Source organism: Pseudonocardia broussonetiae (assembly GCF_013155125.1).
Classification (GTDB): Bacteria; Actinomycetota; Actinomycetes; order Mycobacteriales; family Pseudonocardiaceae; genus Pseudonocardia; species Pseudonocardia broussonetiae.
Genome location: NZ_CP053564.1, coordinates 1,066,841 through 1,087,136 on the forward strand (window position 1 = coordinate 1,066,841; position 20,296 = coordinate 1,087,136).

Genomic DNA, 20,296 nt, shown 5'->3' on the forward strand with positions numbered 1-20,296 from the left:
CTAACCGGCGCGGACCCCCGCCGGCGCGAGCTCGACGTCGTGCACGCGCTCGGTCTCCTCGGCGACGACGACCAGGACGACGTCGGCCTCGCAGCCCGCCGCCGCGACGGACACGGCGTACTCCCCCGCGGCCAGGTCGGCGACGAGGTACGCGCCGTCGGAGTCGGTCTCCGCGACCTCGACGACCTCCCCGTCCTGCACGAGCGTCACCCGCGCACCGGTGATCGGACCGTCCTCCCCGAGCACGGTGCCGACGAGGGCCGCCGAGCGCACGATCTGCACGTCGACGTCGACGGGGGCGTCGCCGACGGCCACCGCGACCGCACCGGGCTGGTGGTCGGGCGCGGTCGCGACGAGCACGTAGGCGCCGGGGTGCGGGGCCGTCAGCTCGCCGGTGGCGGTGCGGGCGCTCGCGACCTCGCGGCCGCGGTCGTCGAGCAGGGCGACGGCGGCGGACGCGACCTCCGTGCCGTCGTGGCGCACGGCCCGGAAGCGGACGGGCTGCGCCGCGCCCACGGCCGGCGGCGCCTCGGGACGGGCGGTGCCCTCCAGCGCGACGACGGGGGCCCGCTCGGGGCGGGCCGAGGGGTCGCCGAACGTGCGGAGCAGGGCGAGGTCGGCGGCGGCCTGCTCGGCCGCCAGGTGACGGGGGTCGCGGGGGGCGCGGCGGCTGGGGAGGTCGATGACGGCGGCGACGGGCTCCTGCTCGACGCTCTCCTCGGACGCCAGGGGCTCGAGTTCGGCCGCCTCGGACTCGGCGGCCTCGGACTCGGCGGCCTCGGGCTCGGCGGCCTCGGGCTCGGCGGCCTCGGGCTCGGCGGCCTCCGGCTCGGCGGCCTCCGGCTCGGCGGCCTCCGGCTCGGCGGCCTCCGGCTCGGCGGCCTCCGGCTCGGCGGCCTCCGGCTCGGCGGCCTCCGGCTCGGCGGCCTCCGGCTCGGCGGCCTCCGGCTCGGCGGCCTCTGCCTCCTCGGCCGCGGGCGGCGGGGAGTCGAAGAGGACGTCCGGGTCGGCCTCCGGGAACCCGTTCGCGGAGGCGGACGCGGTCGGGATCGGGCCGGTGCGGTCCGGGTCCTCGTCCCAGCGGCGGGACAGCAGCGAGGCCGCGACGGCGGTACCGGCGACGGCGGCGGTCGCGACGGCGACCTTCGGGAGGGTGCTGGTCGGCGGCTCGTCCGCCGTGGACCCGGCCGGGGCGGGCTCGGCCGGGTGCTCGGCCTCGGCGACGGGCTCGGTCTCGGTGACGGGCTCGGCCTCCGCCGCGGGCTCGGGCTCCGCGGCGGGTTCGGGCTCCGCGGCATCAGCAGTCGGTTCCACCTCGGCGACCGGCTCGACCTCGGCGACCGACTCCGTGAGCGGCTCGGCCGCCACCTCAGGCGCGGGCTCCGCCTCGGCGGCGACCGGCTCGGCGGCGACCGGCTCTGCGGCGACCGGCTCGGGCTGGACCTCGGCGGCAGCGGACTCGGATCCGACGGCGGATTCGGCACCTGCCGGCTGTGCGAGCGACCCGGCCTCACCGGCCGGCGCCACCTCGTCGACGGGCTCCGTCCGCGGCTCGACCTCCGCGACGGCCTCCTCGACCACTGGCTCGACAGCAGGAGCCGGCTCGGCGAGCCGGTGGGCGCCCCCCTCCCGCCGCTCCTGCAGCGACGGGACGGCGGTGAGCCGGGGCGCGGTGAACGGGCGCCGCGCGTCTGCCGGTGTGGGACGGGGGGTCGGACGGTGCACCAGCGACAGGGCGGGCAGGCGGGGCTGTCCGGTGCCCGACTCCGGCTCCGGGTCGCGCTCCGGCTCGGCCTCCCGCTCGGGCGGGGTCTCCGGGTCGAGCTCGGCGTCCAGCTCCCCGTTCAGTGCCGCGTCGAGCTCCGCGTCCAGCTCGGCGTTCAGCTCGTCATCGGTCGGACCCGCGATCTGGGCGGCCCGGCGCCACGGCACGTCGTCACCGAGCGCGGTCACCGAGCGGGAGGCGGGCACCTCGACCGGCTGCGGCTCCTCGGCGACCGACTCCTCGGCGACCGGCGTCTCGGCGACCGGCTCGTCGGCCACGGGCCCGGCCTCGGCGAGGCGCTCGTCGACCGTCTCGTCCACCGTCTCGACGACCGGCTCCTCGACAGCGCTCCGGGTCGCAGGAGCGGCCTCCGCGACCCGCGCGTCGACGGGTTCAGCGGCGTGCGTCACAGCCGCGACGGCGGGAGCAGCGGCGGGCTCCCGCTCCTTCCGCTGCGCGACGAGGTCCGCGACCGTGCGCGGGCCGGGCGGCACAGCCCGCAGCGTGCGTCTGCGCTGCAGGTACAGGCCGAGGAGCAGGGCGAGCAGCAGTACGGCCGCCAGCGCGATCAGCACCACCGGAAGCGTGATCATCTCCGGTCCCCCGTGAATCGATCCGAGAACCAGACCGGGCCGGTCCGACGTGCAGAACCTAGCATTCCCCTGATCACTCACCGTGATATGGCGCGCGGTGCCGGAAGAGGGAACTGGAGCAGCGTGGACGACGAACTGAAGGAGCTGGCCGCCGCACACGGCGTCGCCACCGGGTACCGCGACGGCGACCGCCGCCCGGTCACCGTCGACGAGGACGTGGTCGTGCGCGTGCTCGGCCTCCTCGACGTCGACGCCTCCACCCCCGACGCCCGCCGCGCCGCCCTGGCCGAGGCCCGCGCCGACGCCGACCGGCTGCCGGGCACGATCGCCGTGCGCACCGACCGCGGGCGCGACCTCCCCGAGCCCGGCGTGCTCGTCGACGAGGACGGCGGGCGCCGCGAGGTCACCGCGATCCCGGCCGGCCTCGAACCCGGGTGGTACTCCCTGGAGCTCGGCGAGCGGACCGTCACCGTCGTCGTCGCCCCTCCCGCCCTGCCCGACGCCGACCGCACCTGGGGCTGGATGCTGCAGCTCTACGCGCTGCGCTCGGCCGGCTCGTGGGGCATCGGCGACCTCGGCGACCTGCGCGACTTCACCGCCTGGACCGGCTCCGAGCACGGCGCCGGCGCGGTCCTGCTCAACCCGCTGCACGCGTTCACGCCGGTGCCGCCGGTGCAGCCCTCGCCGTACACGCCCTCGAGCCGGCGGTTCGGCACACCGCTGGCGCTGCGCGTCACCGACCTGCCCGCCTACGCCCGTGCCGACGCCGCCACCCGCGCCGAGGTCGACGCCCTGGCCCCCGCCGCGACCGAGCGCATCGAGCACGACCGCGTCTGGGCCGCGAAGCGCTCCGCGCTGGAGCTGCTGTGGCGCGCGGAGGGTCGACCGTCGCCGGACGTCGCCCCGGACCTGGCCGAGTTCGCCACGTTCTGCGCGCTCGCGGAGCGGCACGGCGGGCGCTGGAGCCGGTGGCCCGAGGAGCTGCGCCGCCCGCTCGTCGAGGACGGGCCGCGCACGGCGTTCCACGCGTGGGTGCAGGTGCAGGTCCAGGAGCAGCTGCGGGCGGTCCGCGAGACCGCGCGGGAGGCGGGCGTCCGCGTCATCCACGACCTCGCCGTCGGGTGCGATCCGGAGGGCGCCGACGGGTGGGCGCTGCAGGACGTGCTCGCGCTCGGCGTCCGCGTCGGCGCCCCGCCGGACGCGTTCAGCCAGCAGGGGCAGGACTGGGGGCTGCCGCCGTGGCGCCCCGACCGGCTCGACGCCACCGGGTACGCCGCCTACCGCGACCTGCTCCGCGCGCTGCTCCGCCAGGCCGACGGGCTGCGCATCGACCACGTCGCCGGGCTGTGGCGGCTGTGGTGGGTGCCGCCGGGCGAGTCGGCCGACCGCGGCACCTACGTCCACTACGACGCCGAGGTGATGCTCGCCGTCCTCACGCTGGAGGCGCACCGGGCGGGCGCGCTGGTCGTCGGCGAGGACCTCGGCACGGTCGAGCCGGAGGTGACCGAGGGCCTCGCCGAGCGGCACATGCTGGGCTCGGCGGTGCTGTGGTTCACCCGCGACCTCGACGACCCGGACGAGCCGCTGCTCGACCCCGCCCGCTGGCCCGAGGACTCCGTCGCCACGATCTCCACCCACGACCTGCCGACGGCCGCGGGCTTCCTGCGGGGCGAGCACGTGCGCGCCCGCGCCGACCTGGGCCTGCTCGACGACCCGGAGGCCGAGGAGCGCAAGGCCGCGGGCGAGCGCGCCGAGATGGTGGCGCTGCTGCGCGAGCACGGCTTCGCCGCCGAGGGGGCGAGCGAGGAGGAGCTCGTCGTCGCCATGCACGCCCTGCTGGCCTCGACGCCGTCGCGGCTCGTGCTCGTCTCGCCCTACGACGTGGTCGGCGAGGTGCGCCAGCCCAACCTGCCCGGCACGGTCGACGAGTACCCGAACTGGCGGCTGCCGCTGCCGGAGTCGCTGGAGGAGCTGTACCGCGACCCGCGGGTGGCGGCGGTGGTCGACGCGGTGCGGTCGGGACGCCAGGGGTCGTGAGTGGATATCGGTGCTGGAGCACCGATATCCACTCACGGCACAGGTCACTCACGGCATAGTGGCGGGCGTGGAGTCGAGCCGACTGGACCGCTGGCTGTGGGCGGTCCGCCTGACCAAGACCCGCCCGGACGCCGCCACGGCCTGCCGCGCGGGCCACGTCCGCGTCAACGACCGCCCCGCGAAGCCGGCCACCCCGGTCGGTCCCGGCGACGAGATCCGGGCGCGCGTCAACGACGTCACGCGGGTGGTCGAGGTCGTGCGGGTCCTGCCGCGCCGCGTGGGCGCGGCCGACGCCGCCACCTGCTACATCGACCGCACGCCCGCTCCCCCGCCCGAGATGCTGGTGCCGGTCGCCCGGCGCGAGCGCGGCGCCGGGCGCCCGACCAAGCGCGAGCGCCGCGTGCTCGACGAGTTCCGGACCGGCGGGGGCTGAGCCGGGTCCGAGTCTCAGACCGGCACGGCCACCACGGGGTCGGTCCGCCGCTCGCGCAGGCCGAGCGCCGTCACCGACACGACGATGATCACCAGGCCGAGCCACTGCGTCGGCACGAGCACGGTGCCCAGCAGCGTCACGCCGATCAGCGCGGCCGTCACCGGGAACGCCATCTCGGCGAGCGTGGCCCGCGCGGCCGGCGTGGAGCGCAGCCCGACGTAGTACAGCGCGAGCCCGAGCAGGCCGGGGATCAGCGCGAGCAGCGCCAGCGGCCCGAGCTGGGCGGGCGTGACGGCGAGCGGCCCGCCGGTCAGCGCCAGCACCACCGCGCTCGCGGGGAGCCCGATCGCGAACCTCAGCACGGTGACGTCGCGGCTGGAGATCCGCACGCTGACCAGCCGACCGAGCACCGTGCCGACCGCCCACAGCGCCGCCGCCCCGACGGCGAGCAGCGCGGCGACGACGGCCTGCGGCGCCGCGGAGAACGGGTCGCGGAACGCCATCAGCCACGCCCCGACCAGCGCGGGCACCGCGAAGAGCCAGTACCGGCCGCGCACCCGCTCCCCGATCAGCGCCGCCGCGACGACGACCGCGATCAGCGGCTGCAGCTTCTGCAGGACGACGGGCGTGACCGGGTCGCCGTAGCGGAAGGCCTGGGTGAACAGCGCGGTGGCGACGGCGGACGCCCCCGCCCCGATCACGACGAGCGCGGCCCGCTCCCGCCCCGAGGCCGCGCGGAACGCCCGGTACGCGGCGGGCAGGAACGGCGTCAGCACCACGACGATGATCAGGTGCTCCCAGAACACGATCGTCGACGCCGGGAGCGCGCCCGCGAGCGGTTGGCGCAGCAGCGCGTCGGTGCCCCACAGCGCGGCGGCGAGCGCCACCAACCAGGTGCGGTCGGGCGCGGAAACGGGTGTTGCCCCCTGACGGTCCACGTCAGGGGGCAACACCGGAGATCACCGATCCATACCGGACCGGGGAGGAGCGGTCAGCCGGTCACCGGGAGGCTGGCCTCGACGACGGTCGGCGCGGGGGCCTCGCCGGGCGCGGCGTCGTCGCCGTCGTCGGAGTCGTCGCCGTGGTCGGACGAGTCGTCGCCGCCCTTGTCGCCGTCGTCGCCGTCGTGGCCGCCGTCGTCGTCACCGTCGCCGGGCTGGGTGCAGGTCGCGGAGCCGATCGTGACGGTCTGCAGGGACTCGTCGAGGTCGACGCCGAGCGGGCCGGTGAGCTGGTCGAGCACGTCCTGCTCGGTGAGCAGGGTCGTCGGCAGCGGGACGCCGAGCAGGTCGCCCAGCACGGGCAGCCCCGAGCGGGCGTCGGCGTCGAGGGCCTCGTTGACGCCGTCGCCGCGGCCCGGGAGGACCTTGAGCTGCACGCCGGTGACGGTCAGCGACCCGTCGGCGTTGCGGACCTGGTCGTTGAGCACGACCGACGCCAGCGGCGAGAGGTTGATCTCCACGCCGGGCACGGGGGTCTCGGGCAGCGGCTGGCCGAGCAGCGAGCCGTTGATGATCTGCAGGCCCGACCGGTCGGGGTCGGCGTCCACGCAGTGCGTGCGGATGACGTCGGCGCGCAGGATGCTGAGCAGCTCGACGCGCGCGACGCTCGCCGCGGACCGGTGGGCCTGCGCCTCCGCGTTGAGGACGCCGACGAAGATGCCGTCCGCCTCGGCGTCGGAGGTGCGCTCGCCCAGGCCGAGGACCTCCTTCTGGACCAGGTCGCCGTCGAGGGACTCGACACCGGCGGGGAGCGGGTCGATGTCGAGCAGGCCCGAGGCCGAGAAGGCGTACGCGGAGTCGACGAACGACTCCTCGTCGGCCCAGGCCGGGGACGCCCCCAGCAGCAGAGCGGCCGTGACCGCCACGGTGGCGCCTGCGCCGACGATCTTCTTGTTCCTCACGTGCGTGTGCCCCTTCATTCCTGGTCGATCATGACGAGCGTGCCGAGCGGCACCTCGACGAGCTCATCGAGCGCGTCCTGCGGGACGCGGATGCAGCCGTTGCTGGCGGCCGTGCCGAAGCCGTCGGCGGTGGGCCACGTGTGGATCGCGACGGTGCCGGGACCGCCGCCGAAGGTGTCGAGCGTGGGGCTGTGCGCACCGAGCGGGAGGATCACCGGCGAGAAGGACTGCGCCGGGTCGGTGAACGCGCCGAGGAGGAAGGTGCGGCCCACGGGGGTGGGGGTGCCGGGCGCGCCGATCCCGATCGTCCACTCGTCGACGACGCGCTCCTCGCGCAGCAGCTGCATCGTCAGCGAGCCGAGGTGGACCTCGACGCGGTACGGCGTGGTCGCGCGGACCATGTCGTCCGCGCGCACCCAGCCGGTGGAGCCGGAGGGCTTGGACGGCAGCAGGATCTGCACCCACGCGCCCTGCTCGGCGACCACGGGGAACCAGACGTCGCCGAACTGCGTCGGCTCGACCCGCGCGATCGGCGTGCCCTCGGGCGCGTCGTGCACGGGCGTCCGGCGCTCGGGGTGCACGACGAGCCCGTCGGTGGCGACGTCGACGGCCGTGTCGACCGGCGCGCCCTGCACGACCCCGTAGGTGTCGGCCAGCGGCAGCGCCGAGATGTCGAGGACGGCCACCGGCTCGTCGGACCCGGCGGTGGACGCCGGCCCGCTCTGCAGGAACACGAAGCCGAGCACGACGACGAGCACCAGCGCGACCCCGCCGACCACCCACGGCAGGAACGCGGGGCGCGCCGGGCGGCGGGCGGCGGCGCGCGGCCGGTCGTACCCGGCCGGGAGCTTGTGCTGCGCCATCTCAGTCACCCGCCCGGGTCGGCTCGGACGCGCTGACGGGTCGCGGGCGGAGGACGTGAACACGCTGAGTCGTCGTCCGGACGCGCTGCGGAGGGAACGGCACGACCATGCAACGACGCCCACCTCGAACGGGTGACGCTGTTCTCGATGAGAATCTGCGCGTGACCCCACTCCCCACCGTCGAGGACGTCCGCGCGGCCGCCGAACGCCTCCGCGGGCACGCCCACCGGACCCCCGTCCTGACGTCCCGCCGCGTCGATCGCGAGCTCGGGACCTCGGTGTTCTTCAAGTGCGAGAACTTCCAGCGGATGGGCGCGTTCAAGTTCCGGGGCGCGTTCAACGCTCTGTCACGATTCGGTGACGACGCGCGCCGGGCCGGCGTCGTGGCGTACTCCTCGGGCAACCACGCGCAGGCGATCGCGCTCTCCGCGGGCATCCTCGGCATCCCCGCGACCATCGTCATGCCGCACGACGCGCCCGCCAGCAAGGTGGCGGCCACGCTCGGTTACGGCGCCGAGGTCGTGCGCTACGACCGGTTCACCGAGGACCGCGCCGCCATCGGCGCGGCGCTCGCCGCCGAGCGCGGGCTCACGCTGGTGCCGCCGTTCGACCACCCCGACGTCATCGCCGGGCAGGGCACCGCGGCGCTGGAGCTGTTCGAGGACGTCGGCGAGCTCGACGCGCTGTTCGTCTGCCTCGGCGGCGGGGGCCTGCTGGCCGGGTCGGCCCTCGCGGCGGGCGCGCTGTCCCCGGGCTGCCGCCTCTACGGCGTCGAGCCCGAGGCGGGCGACGACGGGCAGCGCTCGTTCCGCACCGGCGAGATCGTGCACATCCCGACGCCCGCCACGATCGCCGACGGCGCCCAGACCCAGGCGCTCGGCGTGCTGACGTTCCCGATCATCCGGCGCGACGTCACCGACGTGCTCACCGCGTCCGACGCCGAGCTCGTCGACGCGATGCGGGTGTTCGCGAGCACGCTGAAGATCGTCGTCGAGCCGACGGGGTGTCTGTCGTTCGCGGCCGTGCGCCGCCTCGCGCCGGAGCTGGCCGGGCTGCGGGTGGGCGTGATCGTCAGCGGTGGCAACGTCGACCTCGACCGGTACGCGGCGCTGCTGGCCCCTCCGTCATCCTGACCGTCATGAGACGCGTGCCGTTCGGGGCCGACGAGAAGACGACCCTGTACGCCGCCCTCGACCGCCACCGCGACGTCGTCCTGTGGAAGCTCGACGGGCTCACCGACGAGCAGCTCCGGCGACCGGTCACGCCGTCCGGGACGACGCTGCTGGGGCTGGTCAAGCACCTGGCGTTCGTCGAGGACGGGTGGTTCTGCGCGACGTTCGGGCGCCCGGTCCTCACCCCGCCCTTCGACCCCGCCGACCCCGACGCCGACTGGCGCGTGGAGCCGCACGAGACCACCGCGGCGCTCCTCGACTCCTACGCCGGGGTGCGGGTCCGCGCCGACGCCGTGATCACCGAGCTGGAGGTGGAGGACACCGGCACGGCCTGGACCGGCGAGACCGTGACGCTGCGGTGGGTGCTGGTGCACATGGTCGAGGAGCTGGCGCGGCACGCCGGACACGCCGACGTGCTGCGGGAGCTGATCGACGGGAGGACCGGGGACCACCCGTGACCGCGCCTCACGCCACCGGGAACGTCGTCCCCATGCCCATTCCCGTGATCCACTCCGGCACCGGCTCGTAGGCGCTCCAGGCCAGGGGAGCGCCGACGGCCGCCTGGCCGACCAGCCACGCCCGCACCTCGTGGCCCCCGCTGCCGGCGTGCTCCTCCAGGGCCGCGTCGCCCAGCGCCGCCACCGCGGCGGGGTCGCCGGCCGTGAGGCGGTCGAGGAACCAGCGGTCCCAGCCGGCGTTGACCCGGGCGTCGGGGTTGCCGCCCATCGCGCGGACGCGGGGCTCGCGGACCGCCGCGACCGCGCGGACGTCGGCGCGCCCGTGGATCACCGACTCGCGCCGCGGTCCGACCACGGACGGGTCGCGCGGGTCGTTGGACGGCAGCCAGTGCGACAGCCCGCCGCTCGCGACGACGAGCACCCGGCCCGCGAAGGCCGACGCCCGGACCGCCGCACCCAGCGCCCGGCCCAGAGCGAGGCAGCGCCCCATGGACGGCAGCGGCGGTGCCGCGGTGTTGACGACGAGCGGCACCATCGGGAGCGTCGTGCCGCCGGTGGCCATCTCGTAGCTCTGGACGACGCCGTGGTCGACGGTGAGCGAGTAGGACAGCGACAGGTCGAACCCCGCCTCGGCGAGCCCGTCGCGCACCGACCACGCCAGCTGCGACGCCACCGGCAGCGGTCCTGCGGTGGTGCCGAAGTCGCCGAACGCCACCGCCTCCTCGACGCCGAGCACGAACGGCGGCATGACGTCGTAGAAGTTCGCGTGGAAGTGGTCGGGACCGACCACGACGACGGCGTCGGGCACCAGCCGCCGCACCGCCGCGGCCACCCGCGCGGCGTCGGCGACGAACGCGCCGCCGGGCTCGGACGGCGAGGCGGGCGGGGCCATCGTCGCGAAGGGGCTGTGCGACATGCCGACGAAGCCGACGATCCCGCTCACGGGAGGTCCTGCGCCGACAGGAAGGCCCGGTGCACGGCGAGGTACTCGTCGACCTTCTCCCACTGGGGCCAGTGCCCCGCGTCGGCGATCACGCGCAGCCGCGCGTCGGGGAGCCACTCCAGGAGCATGTCGGCCTCGTCGAGGCCGCCGGTCGGGTCGTGCTCGGTCCACAGCAGCAGCGTCGGCGCGGTGATCCGCCCGACCCACGACGGGGTCCACGCGAAGTCCTTGCGCACCACCGGGTCCTGCAGCACCACGGTGTTGCCGATCGCCGTCCCGAACCCGGGTCGCGCGTAGACCGCGCGCCGCAGGTTCACCAGCTCGTCGGTGACCATCTCGGTGTGGTGGAACAGGAACTCCACCCGCCGCCGGACGGTCGCGTCGTCCGGTGTGCGCACGGCGGCCAGCGTCGAGTCGCGCACCCGGGCCATCACCTCCGGCTTGTTCGCGATGTTGCCCGGGGTGTTGAGGACGAGCCGCTCGACGCGGTCCGGGTGGTGCGCGGCGGTCCACGCGACGACCCACCCGCCCAGGGACTCCCCCGACAGGTGCGCCGAGCCGATGCCGAGGGCGTCCATCGTGCCGAGCAGGTGGTCGGACAGGACGTCGACCGTGTACGGGAGGTCGGGCAGGTCCGACCACCCGTGCCCGACCATGTCGTAGGCGGTGACGCGGAAGTCGCGCGCCAGGCCCGCGATGTCGCGGGCGTAGGCCTCCAGGTGCCCGCCGGTGCCGTGCAGCAGCACGAGGTCGGGGCCGGACCCGGCGCGCAGCACGCGGGTGCGGACCCCGCCGACGTCGACGTGCAGCAGCTCGTGGTCGACGTCGGCCAGCTCGGCCCAGATGCTGATGTGGTCGGGCAGCGTCATCGCGTCTCCTCGTCGAACATCGCGCGCGCCTGCGCCACGGTCACCAGGCCGGCGCTCTGCCGCCGCCCGACGCCGAGCAGCCCGAGCAGCCGCGAGTTCTCGATCGTCAGGAACTCCACGGGGTGCTCCGCGGAGTCGTTCCAGTGCCGGTGCCAGGTCCACGGAGGGGTGTAGACGAAGTCGCCGGCCGCCCACGTCGCCGTGTCGTCCTCCACCTCGCTGTGCCCCTCCCCGGAGATGACGAAGTGCACGGTCTCGTGGTGGTGGCGCTGCATGTCCGAGCTCTCACCCGGCGGGATCGTCTGCCGGAAGATCTCGAACGTCGTCGTGGGCAGCGTCCCCGCGATCGACAGCGTCGTCGGGTTGGGCACCTGCCCCGCGGGCAGCGTCTCCAGCTCGGCGGCACGCACCACGATCGGGCGCGCGCCGCCGACGGGGACGGTCGCCGACAGCGCCCCCAGGAAGTCCGCCATCCGGAAGCCCGGTCCCGACTCGGCCATCAGATCGTCTCCGTCCGTCCACCGTCGACCGTGAGCACGGTCCCGTTCACGTAGCTCGCCGCGTCCGACACGAGGAACCCGACGGCGGCGGCGATCTCGTCGGGCCGCCCGGCGCGGCCGGCCGGTACGTCGGCGGCGTCGCCCGCCGCGGCCTGCTCGACCGGGACCCCGGTGCGGGCGGCGCGGGCGGCCAGCACCTCCCGGCGCCGGTCGGTGTCGGTGGGCCCGGGCGCCACGCAGTTGACGGTGACGCCGGACGCCGCGAACTCGCGGGAGAGCAGCTTCGCGGCCGCGGTGACGGCCGAGCGCAGCACCACCGACGCGGCGAGGTCGGGCTGCGGCTGGCGCACCGCCGTCGACGTCACGACGACCACCCGCCCGAACCCGCGCTCGGCCATCCGCGGCAGCGCGAGGCGGGCGAGGTGCAGCGGGCCGAGCACGAGCAGGTCGAACGCCCGGCGCCACTCCTCGTCGCCGACGTCGAGGATCCGGCCGGGCGGTGGGCCGCCCGCGTTGAGCACGAGCACGTCGACACCGCCGTGGCGGCGCTCGACCTCGGCCAGCGCGGCGGCGGCGGAGTCCGGGGCGGCCACGTCGTGCACGAGGGCGCCGACGCGGTCGCCGCCCAGGCGCCGGACGGCGGCGTCGAGGGCGTCGGCGCGCCGCCCGGTGACGACGACGCGGTGGCCCGCCGCGACGAGCCGGGCGGCCACGGCGTGCCCGATGCCGGAGGCGCCGCCACCGACGAGCGCGGTGCGGGCGGTCGAGGAGGACACCGCGCTAGCCTCGCCCGGTGGCGCGCAGGAGTCGACGATGAGTCCCGCTGAGCGGGATTCCGGATCCGGCGGCATGGGCGGCCTCGACCGCGCCGCCGCGGTACTGGGCGCCTTCGACGCGACGCACCGCGAGCTCACCCTCGCCGCGCTCGTCGCCCGCAGCGGGCTGCCGCGCTCCACCGCCCACCGCACCGCGGCGAAGATGCTCGAGCTGGGCTGGCTCGACAAGCCCCGCGACCGCTACCGCGTCGGCAACCGGCTCTTCGAGGTGTCCGGACTGGCACCGGTGCGCCACGAGCTCCGGGAGGCCGTGCTGCCCTTCCTGCAGGACCTGCACACGGCGGCGCGCACCACCGTGCAGCTCGGCGTGCTCGACGGCACGCAGGTGCTCGTCGTCGAGAAGATCACCGGGCACCGGCCGATGCCGATGCTGTCCCAGGTCGGCGGCACGATCCCGGCGCACTGCTCCGGGCTGGGGCGGGCGATCCTCGCCTACTCCGACGCCGGCACCGTCGACGCGGTGCTCGCCGCCGGCCTCACGCCGCGCACGCCGCGCACGCTCACCACGCCGACCGCCGTGCTGCGCGAGCTCGCCGCGATCCCCGACCGCGGCTGGGCCGTCGACCGCGAGGAGGGCAACATCGGGGTCAGCTGCGTGGCGGCGCCGGTGTTCGGGCCGCTCGGCGACGTGGTGGCGGCCCTGTCGGTCACCGGGCCGACGAGCCTGGTGCGTGCGGACCGGATCGGCCCGGCCGTGCGCCTCGCCGCCGCCGCGGCGTCCCGCGCCTACTCGACGCGCCGCTGAGAAAGAGTCCCCCTGAGCGGGACTGCCGTTTGTCGGGTCCGCGCCGCCGCCCGCACGCTGTGACCCCCAACACGGCGACGTCGAAGGAGACCACGGTGAGCCTGGGTGGTGGCTACATGCTCCCGTCGCGCGACGGTCAACAGATCGCGGCGATCGGGCTCGGCATCACGAAGAAGACCGACGGGAAGTCCACGCACGACGCGTACTCGCTGTTCGAGTACGCCGTCCCGCCCGAGACGAACGGGCCCCCGCCGCACGTGCACACGCGCGAGGACGAGTCGTTCATCTGCCTCACCGGACGCCTCGACGTCCACCTGGGCGGCGAGGACTTCACGCTCGGGCAGGGCGACTACCTGTTCCTGCCCCGCGACGTGGTGCACACGTTCCGCAACCCCTACGCCGAGGAGTCCCGGGTGATCTCGGTGGTCTCCCCCGCCGGGCTGGAGCGCTACTACCAGGCGCTGGCCGACCTGCCACCCGGGCCGAAGGACATCTCCGTGATGCAGGGCGTCATGGCCGGCTTCGGCATCGAGCTCCGCCTGCCGTCCGCGGGGTCCTGACCGTGCGCATCGCGATCATCGGAGCGGGCGTCGCCGGGTTGACGACGGCCAAGGTGCTGCAGCAGGCGGGCCACGACGTCACCGTGCTCGACCGGGCGCCCGACGTCGGCGGCGTCTGGAGCGCGACCCGCCGCTACCCCGGTCTCACCACGCAGAGCCCGGCCCGGCAGTACTCGTTCTCGGACTTCCCGATGCCCGACGGCCTGCCCGAGTGGCCGACGGGCGAGCAGGTGCAGGCCTGGCTCGCCGCGTACGCCGCGGAGTTCGGCGTGCGCCCGCGGCTGGGCACCGAGGTCACCGCCGCCCGCCCCGACGGCGACGGCTGGGCGCTCTCCGTCGAGGGGTCGGAGGAGCGGTTCGACCGGCTCGTCGTCGCCAACGGGGTGTTCTGCGAGCCCGCCGTTCCCGCCTATCCCGGCGTCGGGGAATTCACGGCCGCCGGGGGGCGCCTGGTCGCGGGCACCGGTTTCCACGACGCCGAGGAGGCGCGCGGGCGGCACGTGCTCGTCGTCGGCTACGGGAAGTCGGCGTGCGACGTGACCGTGCCGATCAGCGGGGTCGCGGCCAGTACCGACGTGATCGCCCGGCAGGTGCTGTGGAAGGTGCCGCGCAGGATCGCGGGCGTCGTCAACTTCAAGATGCTGCTGCTCACCCGCATGGGCGAGGCGCTGTTCCGCTACGTCCGGCTCCGCGGGGTGGAGCGGTTCCTGCACGGCCCGGGCGACGGGCTGCACCGCCGGCTGCTCCGCTCCCTGGGCACGGTCTCGGTGCGCCAGTTCGGCCTGGCGCGCCACGACCTCGTGCCCCCGGGGTCCATGGAGGACATCGTCCGGGGCGCCATCGGGCTCGCGACGGAGGGCTTCTTCGAGGGCGTGGCCGAGGGCCGGATCACGGTCCGGCGCGACCGGACCATCACCCGCCTGCTCGCCCGCGACGGCGCCCCGCACGCCGAGCTCGACGACGGCGTCGTGCTGCCCGCCGACCTGGTCGTCTGCGCCACCGGCTTCACCCAGGGCGTGCCGTTCCTGCCGGACGCCGTGCGCGACGCCGTGCTCGACGACCGCGGCAACTTCGCGCTCTACCGCCAGATCCGCCCGGTCGGCGTGCCCGGGCTGTACTTCAACGGCTACAACTCGTCCTTCTTCAGCCCGCTCAACGCGGAGATGGCCGCGGTCTGGATCGCCGCCGACCTGGCAGGCGCCCTCGACCTCCCCGACGACGCCGCGATGGCGCGGGCCGTGGCCGAGCAGACCGCGTTCATGGACGCGGCCACCGACGGCCACCACTGCCGCGCCACGAAGATCATCCCGTTCTCGATGCACAACGTCGACGAGGTGCTCGGCGACCTCGACCTGCAGATCCCGGCGCGGGTCCGGGCGTCGCACTGGCTCAACCCCGTCGACCCGACCGCGTACCGGGGCGTCACGCCGGCGCTGCTGGCGCGGCTCGCCGCCCGACCGGCACCGCCGCGGGCGGCGGTCGAGCAGCCCGCGGTCCTGCCCTGAGCGATGAGTTCCTCCTCGGCGTCGGGTAGTACCGGGTGCAGGCCACCGACCCGAGGAGGAACCCCGTGCGCACGCTGGCGGTCACCGAGAACATCACGCTCGACGGCGTCATCGACATGTCCGGCGGGTGGTTCGACCCCCTCGCCGCCGGTCAGGACGACATCACCGCGGCCGGCGCGGAGCACCGCGCGGCGGCCGACGCCCTGCTCGTCGGGCGGAACACCTTCGAGTCGTTCCGGGGGTTCTGGCCGCAGCAGACCGAGGACCCGACCGGCGTCGCGGCCTACCTCAACGGCGTCGCGAAGTACGTGGTGTCGAGCACCCTCACGGACCCGCAGTGGGAGGGCTCGACGGTGCTGCGCGGGCCGCTCGCCGAGGAGGTGCGCCGGCTCAAGGAGGCGCCGGGGCGCGACATCGTCGCCACCGGCAGCACCCGGCTCGTGCGGGCCCTGATCGCGGAGGGACTGGTCGACGAGTTCCGGCTGTTCGTGTGCCCGGTCGTCGTCGGCACCGGCGACCGCCTGTTCGACGCGGCCGTGCCGTCGCTGCGCCTGCTGGAGACCCGCCCGTTCCGCTCCGGGACCGTGCTGCTGCGCTACGCGGTCGACTGAGTGGTTGAGAGGTGGACGACAGCGCCCTGTGCCAGACTTCTCGACGGTGGACACCGGCGGAGGGTGAGTGGACCAGATCGCGCTCGACCCGGCCGTCCGTGACGCCGTGTGCGATCCGGCGCGGCTGCGCGCGCTCGAGCAGTCCGGGCTCGGCTCCCGGTCGGACCCGGAGATGGAGCGCATCGCCACGCGCGTGCAGCGCTGGCTCGACGTGCCGGTCGCGCTGGTCTCGCTCGTGCAGCCCGAGCAGCAGGTCTTCCCCGGGTTCGTCGGCCTCCCCGAGCCGTGGGCGTCGCGCCGGGCCACCCCGCTGTCGCACTCGTTCTGCCAGCACGTCGTGGCCAGCGCCGAGCCGCTGATCGTCGAGAACGCCCCCGAGCACCCGCTGGTCCGCGACAACCTCGCGATCCCCGACCTCGGCGTCATGGCCTACGCGGGCATGCCCCTGACCGACACCGAGGGGCACGTGCTCGGGTCGCTCTGCGCGATCGACACCCGCCCGCGGCCGTGGACGCCCGGCCAGATCGAGGCGCTGCGCGACCTCGCGTGGGGCTGCTCGGTCGAGCTGCGCCTGCGGCTCGCGCGCTTCGACGCCGAGCAGGAGCGGGCCCGCCGCGACCTGCTGGAGGGCGATCTCCGGACGTCGTTCGACCAGAGCCAGTCGATGCTGCTCACCGCGCAGGCGTTCACCCGCACCGCCACGGTGACCGACGTCCGCGACCGGATCTCGGAGCTGGCCTCGGCCCGGGACGTGGTGGCGCCGAGCTACGTGGGCATCTCGCTGCTCGGGCCCGACGGGCGGCTGCACCGCTACGACGGCAACAGCGGGCTCGCCGCCGCCGACGGCACGGCCGGCGAGGCCGACGGGACGTCACCGGTCTACCGGCCCGAGGCCGACGTGCCGTCCGCGGCCTCGGTGCGGCTGGCCCGGATCGTGCACCACGGCGACCGCACCGACTTCGACGCCGCCTACCCCGCCCCGGCGCGGCGGCTGCTGCGCGACCTCGGCCTGCACTCGGTCGTCGCGGTGCCCCTGACCGGTGACTCCGGCGTCATCGGGTCGATGGTGTTGGGCTGGGACGAGCCCCGGCGCTTCGACCCCGTCGAGCTCCTGCCCCTCACCACGGTCGCCGGTTTCGCCGCGCAGGCCCTGCACCGCGCGGAGCTGCTGCAGCACCGCATCGGCGTCGCGCAGCAGCTGCAGAACGCCATGCTGTCCCCGCTGCCGGCGGTGCCGGGGCTCGTCATGGCCGCGCGCTACCGGTCGGCCGACTCCCGCGAGCACGTGGGCGGCGACTGGTACGACGCCGCCGTGCTCCCGGACGGCCCGTCGGGCGGGCGGGCCGTCGCGGTCTCCGTCGGTGACGTCCTGGGCCACAACCTGGGCGCCGCCACCGTCATGGGGCAGCTCCGCCCGATGCTGCGCCAGGCCTGCTGGGACCACGCCGGGTCGCCGCCCTCGCACGCGCTGGCCGCGCTGGAGTCGGCCACGGCCGGGCTCGGGCTCGGCGCGATGGGCACGGCCGTGCTCGCCCACCTGCGCGCCGAGCCGACCGGCGCGTGGACGGTGAGCTGGACGAACGCCGGGCACCCGCCACCCGTCGTCCTCGCCCCGGGCGAGCCCCCGCGGCTGCTCGAGGAGCACGACCACCTGTTCGGCGTCGCCGCGCTGGCGTCGTCCGCGCGGCACGACCACGAGGTCCGGCTGGTGCCCGGGTCGCTGCTGTTCCTCTACTCCGACGGCCTCGTCGAGCAGCGCGGCCGCGACATCGACGAGGGGCTCGACCGGCTCACGACCCTGCTCGACCGCCACCGCGACGTGTCCTGCCAGCGGCTCGTCGACGTCGTGGTGGAGCGGCTCGCGGCCGACGCGGCCGACGACGTGGTCGTGCTCGCGCTGCGGATCCCCTAGCCCGCTCAGCGACGGGCCGCCTCCAGCACCGGGCGCACCACCCGCTCGACCGTGGCGAAGTCCATCCCCATGACGTTCCGGGTGACGGCGACGGCCGTGCCGCTGTCGGGGTCGGCGCCCGCCCAGCTCCCCCCGGCTCCGGCCATCCCGAACACCCGCGAAGCCTCGTCCCACGGCAGACCCAGGGCGAACCCGAGGGCCCACCGGCTCTCGTCGCCGCCGTAGACCTGGTCGGGCCCCGACGACGACTGCACCGTCGCCACCGCGCGCCGCTCCGGCGACACGAGACGCACCCCGTCGACGTCGCCGAGCCAGCCCGCGTACAGCCGCGCCAGCGCCCGCGCGGTGACCTTCGCCCCGGCCGGGATGTCGGCGGCCAGCACGCGTGGGTCGCTGCCGAACGCGGCGTTCGGGAGCACCGCCAGTGGCGCGGCGCGGAACATCGGGAGGTCGTCGGGGAACTGCGAGAAGTCGACGTCGGACGGCGCGTCCTCCAGCACCGCGAGGTCGACGTCCTCCCCCTCCGGGATGCCGAACCGGATCTCGCCGGGGAGGCCGAGCACGGCGGTGAGGTCGTCGAGGGCCTCGGCGAGCGGGCGGCCGGTGACCCGCCGGACGATCTCGCCGCACAGGTGGCCGAACGTGTAGGCGTGGTAGCCGACCCGCGTCCCGGGCTCCCACCACGGCTCCGCGTCCTCGAGCGCGCGGACCATCGCGTCCCAGTCGCACACGTCGTCGACGGTCACGCCGGCCGGCAGCCCGGGCACGCCCGCGCTGTGGTCGAGGACCTGGCGCACGGTGATCGCGCCCTTGCCGTGGCGGGCGAACTCCGGCCACACCTGCGCGACGCGCGTGTCGTCGGCGAGCTCCCCGGCGTCGATCAGGCGGTGCACGAGCGTCGCCGTGGCGGCCTTGCCGATCGACCAGTTGGAGAACAGCGTCGACGGCGCCACCGGGCGTCCGGTGGCCGGGTCGGCGGTCCCCGCCGCCACGTCGACGACCCGCTGCCCGTCGACGTACGCCGCCACCTGCACGCCGCGCTCGGCGCCGGTGGCGATGAGCTCGTCGACGATCCCCGCCACCACGTCCTGGATGTCAGCCATGCGGGTACGGACCGGCCCCGCGCCGGGAACTCATCGCGCCGGCCAGCCCACCCCCGGTGCCGGGGCCGCGGCGACGCGCACCTGCCCCGTCCGCGGGCCGCCCCAGGGGTCGAGGTGGTTCCACACGGCCTCCATGACGAACAGGGTGCGGCCGTCGTCGCCGCCGAGCATGAGGGCGAACGCGCTGCGGTCGAGCGGGATGCGGTCCAGGACCTCGCCGCCCTCGGCGACGCGGACGCAGTCCTTGTCGTCCTCGGCGCGGCCGAAGGAGGCGGCGGAGGTCCAGACGGCGCCGTCGGCGTCGATGCAGATGCCGTCGGGGGTGACGCCGTCGGCCCAGACGCGGCGGTTCCCCAGGCTGCCGTCGTCGGCGATGTCGAAGGCCAGCAGCGTGTTCGCGAAGGAGTCGGCGACGATGAGCGTGGCCCCGTCGGGCGTCACGGCCATGCCGTTGCCGAACTGGATGCCGTCGGCCACCTGCCGCACCGCGCCGTCCGGGGTGACCAGGGCGATCACGCCGGGCACGAACTCGGCGGTGCCGGCGAAGAAGCCGAGGAGGTCGAAGTCGGAGCCGTTGACGTAGACGTTGCCCCGGCCGTCGACGACGAGCTCGTTCCAGCGCGACGCGATCCCGCTCAGGTCGGCGTGGACGACGATCTCCCCGTCGTCCTCGCGGCGCAGGAGCAGCCCGGGACGGCCCTTGGCGACGAGCAGCATCCGGCCGTCGGGCAGCCAGTCGACCGAGTGCGGGCCGAGGTCGTGGTCGGCGAGCACGACCTCCGCGGTGCCGTCGAGGTCGACGGCGACGATCTCGTCGGCGCCCCAGTGGCAGAACCAGAGGCGGCCGTCGTGCCAGCGGGGGGACTCGCCGATCACGAGGTCGGCGAGCAGGACGCGGGTGGTGGTGGCGGTGTCGGTCATGCCCTCCACACGCCGCGCCCCGGGCGATCTCGACCCCGCATTAGAGTGATCTGCGTCACACCGGTGGCCGCAGATCCGCGGGTCCCGGCCCTACCGTTCCCCGCCATGGACATCGCCTCGATCCGGCAGCACATCGTCGACACCCACCCCGGCACCAGCGTCCTCGAGGCGCACGGCGACCTGTACTTCGTCCACGATCCCGCCCGCGACCTCCCGCCCGAGCGGCAGCTGCCGTGGGCCACGATCGTGACCTCCGACGCCCACGACACGGCCTCCCGCCTCGACCGGCCCGGCGTCTTCCGCCTGAACCTCGGCCTGCCCAAGGCGCTGTTCGCGGACCTGTGGCCGGACGACGCCGAGCACGACCCCACCGCCCTCGACGTGCTGGTGCCGCACCCCGTCTACGGCCCGATGCACTGGGTGGCGGTGCTGAACCCGGACACGACCTGGCCGGCGGTCCGCGACCTGCTCGCCCACGCCCACGCCCTGGCCGAGCGGAAGTACGCCAACGCGTCGCGGCGGCGGGACGGGGCGTGAGGCGTCAGCGGTACACCATGGCTGTTCTCC

At 75.5% G+C, this 20,296-nt stretch carries 20 protein-coding genes; 10 read left to right on the plus strand and 10 right to left on the minus strand.

From position 1 onward, the window contains the following. Positions 1-2,358, minus strand: coding sequence for a carboxypeptidase-like regulatory domain-containing protein (locus HOP40_RS05225; protein WP_172155187.1), 2,358 nt, complete (start codon positions 2,356-2,358; stop codon positions 1-3). 87 nt (positions 2,359-2,445) lie between these two features. Here HOP40_RS05225 and HOP40_RS05230 point away from each other — a divergent pair, with 87 nt between their 5' ends. Together HOP40_RS05230 and HOP40_RS05235 are read left to right on the plus strand one after the other, a co-directional pair. Next, positions 2,446-4,395: a 4-alpha-glucanotransferase gene (locus HOP40_RS05230; RefSeq protein WP_172155189.1), complete on the plus strand. Its 1,950-nt coding sequence runs from the start codon at positions 2,446-2,448 to the stop codon at positions 4,393-4,395. Between the two features lie 67 nt (positions 4,396-4,462). Beyond that, entirely contained in the window at positions 4,463-4,828 is a 366-nt protein-coding gene (locus HOP40_RS05235; RefSeq protein WP_172155191.1) for an RNA-binding S4 domain-containing protein, read from the plus strand. 14 nt (positions 4,829-4,842) lie between these two features. On the opposite strand, the gene HOP40_RS05240 is transcribed toward HOP40_RS05235, so the two are convergent. From HOP40_RS05240 to HOP40_RS05250, 3 genes are all read right to left on the minus strand, one after another. Further along, positions 4,843-5,715 (minus strand): DMT family transporter, encoded by an 873-nt coding sequence (locus HOP40_RS05240; protein WP_172167880.1) that lies wholly within the window; start codon positions 5,713-5,715, stop codon positions 4,843-4,845. 104 nt (positions 5,716-5,819) lie between these two features. Further along, on the minus strand, positions 5,820-6,731 hold the full coding sequence (locus tag HOP40_RS05245) for a choice-of-anchor P family protein (RefSeq protein ID WP_172155193.1): 912 nt from the start codon (positions 6,729-6,731) through the stop codon (positions 5,820-5,822). A 14-nt stretch (positions 6,732-6,745) separates the two neighbouring features. Next, positions 6,746-7,594 carry a L,D-transpeptidase gene (locus tag HOP40_RS05250; RefSeq protein WP_172155195.1) on the minus strand — a complete coding sequence of 283 codons (849 nt, stop codon included), beginning with the start codon at positions 7,592-7,594 and terminating at the stop codon, positions 6,746-6,748. A gap of 161 nt (positions 7,595-7,755) precedes the next feature. Here HOP40_RS05250 and HOP40_RS05255 point away from each other — a divergent pair, with 161 nt between their 5' ends. Both HOP40_RS05255 and HOP40_RS05260 read left to right on the plus strand, forming a co-directional pair. Next, positions 7,756-8,727 (plus strand): threo-3-hydroxy-L-aspartate ammonia-lyase, encoded by a 972-nt coding sequence (locus tag HOP40_RS05255; RefSeq protein ID WP_240157521.1) that lies wholly within the window; start codon positions 7,756-7,758, stop codon positions 8,725-8,727. A 5-nt stretch (positions 8,728-8,732) separates the two neighbouring features. Then, complete coding sequence (locus tag HOP40_RS05260) at positions 8,733-9,224, plus strand: DinB family protein (RefSeq protein ID WP_172155199.1); 492 nt, start codon at positions 8,733-8,735, stop codon at positions 9,222-9,224. A gap of 7 nt (positions 9,225-9,231) precedes the next feature. On the opposite strand, the gene HOP40_RS05265 is transcribed toward HOP40_RS05260, so the two are convergent. The 4 genes from HOP40_RS05265 to HOP40_RS05280 are packed head-to-tail and all read right to left on the minus strand — an operon-like array spanning position 9,232 to position 12,312. Then, positions 9,232-10,167: a DODA-type extradiol aromatic ring-opening family dioxygenase gene (locus tag HOP40_RS05265; RefSeq protein WP_172155201.1), complete on the minus strand. Its 936-nt coding sequence runs from the start codon at positions 10,165-10,167 to the stop codon at positions 9,232-9,234. Beyond that, complete coding sequence (locus HOP40_RS05270; protein WP_172155203.1) at positions 10,164-11,036, minus strand: alpha/beta fold hydrolase; 873 nt, start codon at positions 11,034-11,036, stop codon at positions 10,164-10,166. The genes HOP40_RS05265 and HOP40_RS05270 overlap by 4 nt, the downstream gene beginning before the upstream one ends. Then, the gene (locus HOP40_RS05275; protein WP_172155205.1) at positions 11,033-11,536 is read right to left on the minus strand and encodes a cupin domain-containing protein; all 504 of its coding nucleotides are present in this window, start codon (positions 11,534-11,536) and stop codon (positions 11,033-11,035) included. Before HOP40_RS05275 ends, HOP40_RS05270 begins: the two co-directional genes overlap by 4 nt. Then, complete coding sequence (locus tag HOP40_RS05280) at positions 11,536-12,312, minus strand: SDR family oxidoreductase (protein WP_240157522.1); 777 nt, start codon at positions 12,310-12,312, stop codon at positions 11,536-11,538. Before HOP40_RS05280 ends, HOP40_RS05275 begins: the two co-directional genes overlap by 1 nt. A gap of 37 nt (positions 12,313-12,349) precedes the next feature. On the opposite strand from HOP40_RS05280, the gene HOP40_RS05285 reads away from it, so the two are divergent. From HOP40_RS05285 to HOP40_RS05300, 5 genes are all read left to right on the plus strand, one after another. Continuing rightward, complete coding sequence (locus tag HOP40_RS05285) at positions 12,350-13,117, plus strand: IclR family transcriptional regulator (RefSeq protein WP_172155209.1); 768 nt, start codon at positions 12,350-12,352, stop codon at positions 13,115-13,117. Positions 13,118-13,212: 95 nt separating this feature from the next. Next, positions 13,213-13,677: a cupin domain-containing protein gene (locus tag HOP40_RS35370; RefSeq protein ID WP_240157523.1), complete on the plus strand. Its 465-nt coding sequence runs from the start codon at positions 13,213-13,215 to the stop codon at positions 13,675-13,677. 2 nt (positions 13,678-13,679) lie between these two features. After that, positions 13,680-15,182 (plus strand): flavin-containing monooxygenase, encoded by a 1,503-nt coding sequence (locus tag HOP40_RS05290; protein WP_205347088.1) that lies wholly within the window; start codon positions 13,680-13,682, stop codon positions 15,180-15,182. A 65-nt stretch (positions 15,183-15,247) separates the two neighbouring features. Beyond that, the gene (locus HOP40_RS05295) at positions 15,248-15,793 is read left to right on the plus strand and encodes a dihydrofolate reductase family protein (RefSeq protein ID WP_172155211.1); all 546 of its coding nucleotides are present in this window, start codon (positions 15,248-15,250) and stop codon (positions 15,791-15,793) included. 67 nt (positions 15,794-15,860) lie between these two features. Continuing rightward, a complete protein-coding gene (locus HOP40_RS05300) occupies positions 15,861-17,705 on the plus strand; it encodes a GAF domain-containing SpoIIE family protein phosphatase (RefSeq protein ID WP_172155213.1) in 1,845 nt (614 codons plus the stop codon). Positions 17,706-17,710: 5 nt separating this feature from the next. Here the strand turns inward: HOP40_RS05300 and HOP40_RS05305 are convergent, their stop codons facing one another. Then, complete coding sequence (locus HOP40_RS05305) at positions 17,711-18,808, minus strand: serine hydrolase domain-containing protein (protein WP_172155215.1); 1,098 nt, start codon at positions 18,806-18,808, stop codon at positions 17,711-17,713. 30 nt (positions 18,809-18,838) lie between these two features. Next, positions 18,839-19,729: an SMP-30/gluconolactonase/LRE family protein gene (locus tag HOP40_RS05310; RefSeq protein WP_172155217.1), complete on the minus strand. Its 891-nt coding sequence runs from the start codon at positions 19,727-19,729 to the stop codon at positions 18,839-18,841. A 105-nt stretch (positions 19,730-19,834) separates the two neighbouring features. Between HOP40_RS05310 and HOP40_RS05315 the strand changes: the two genes are divergently transcribed. Next, complete coding sequence (locus HOP40_RS05315; protein ID WP_172155219.1) at positions 19,835-20,266, plus strand: DUF6194 family protein; 432 nt, start codon at positions 19,835-19,837, stop codon at positions 20,264-20,266. The last annotated feature ends 30 nt before the right edge of the window (positions 20,267-20,296 follow it).

Excerpts from the sequence above, each read along its gene's own strand:
- HOP40_RS05225 (WP_172155187.1), bottom strand. The coding sequence starts at position 2,358 with ATGATCACGCTTCCGGTGGTGCTGATCGCGCTGGCGGCCGTACTGCTG.
- HOP40_RS05230 (WP_172155189.1), top strand. The coding sequence starts at position 2,446 with ATGGCGCGCGGTGCCGGAAGAGGGAACTGGAGCAGCGTGGACGACGAA.
- HOP40_RS05250 (WP_172155195.1), bottom strand. The coding sequence starts at position 7,594 with ATGGCGCAGCACAAGCTCCCGGCCGGGTACGACCGGCCGCGCGCCGCC.
- HOP40_RS05260 (WP_172155199.1), top strand. The coding sequence starts at position 8,733 with ATGAGACGCGTGCCGTTCGGGGCCGACGAGAAGACGACCCTGTACGCC.
- HOP40_RS05270 (WP_172155203.1), bottom strand. The coding sequence starts at position 11,036 with ATGACGCTGCCCGACCACATCAGCATCTGGGCCGAGCTGGCCGACGTC.
- HOP40_RS05275 (WP_172155205.1), bottom strand. The coding sequence starts at position 11,536 with ATGGCCGAGTCGGGACCGGGCTTCCGGATGGCGGACTTCCTGGGGGCG.
- HOP40_RS05285 (WP_172155209.1), top strand. The coding sequence starts at position 12,350 with ATGAGTCCCGCTGAGCGGGATTCCGGATCCGGCGGCATGGGCGGCCTC.
- HOP40_RS05305 (WP_172155215.1), bottom strand. The coding sequence starts at position 18,808 with ATGGCTGACATCCAGGACGTGGTGGCGGGGATCGTCGACGAGCTCATC.
- HOP40_RS05310 (WP_172155217.1), bottom strand. The coding sequence starts at position 19,729 with ATGACCGACACCGCCACCACCACCCGCGTCCTGCTCGCCGACCTCGTG.
- HOP40_RS05315 (WP_172155219.1), top strand. The coding sequence starts at position 19,835 with ATGGACATCGCCTCGATCCGGCAGCACATCGTCGACACCCACCCCGGC.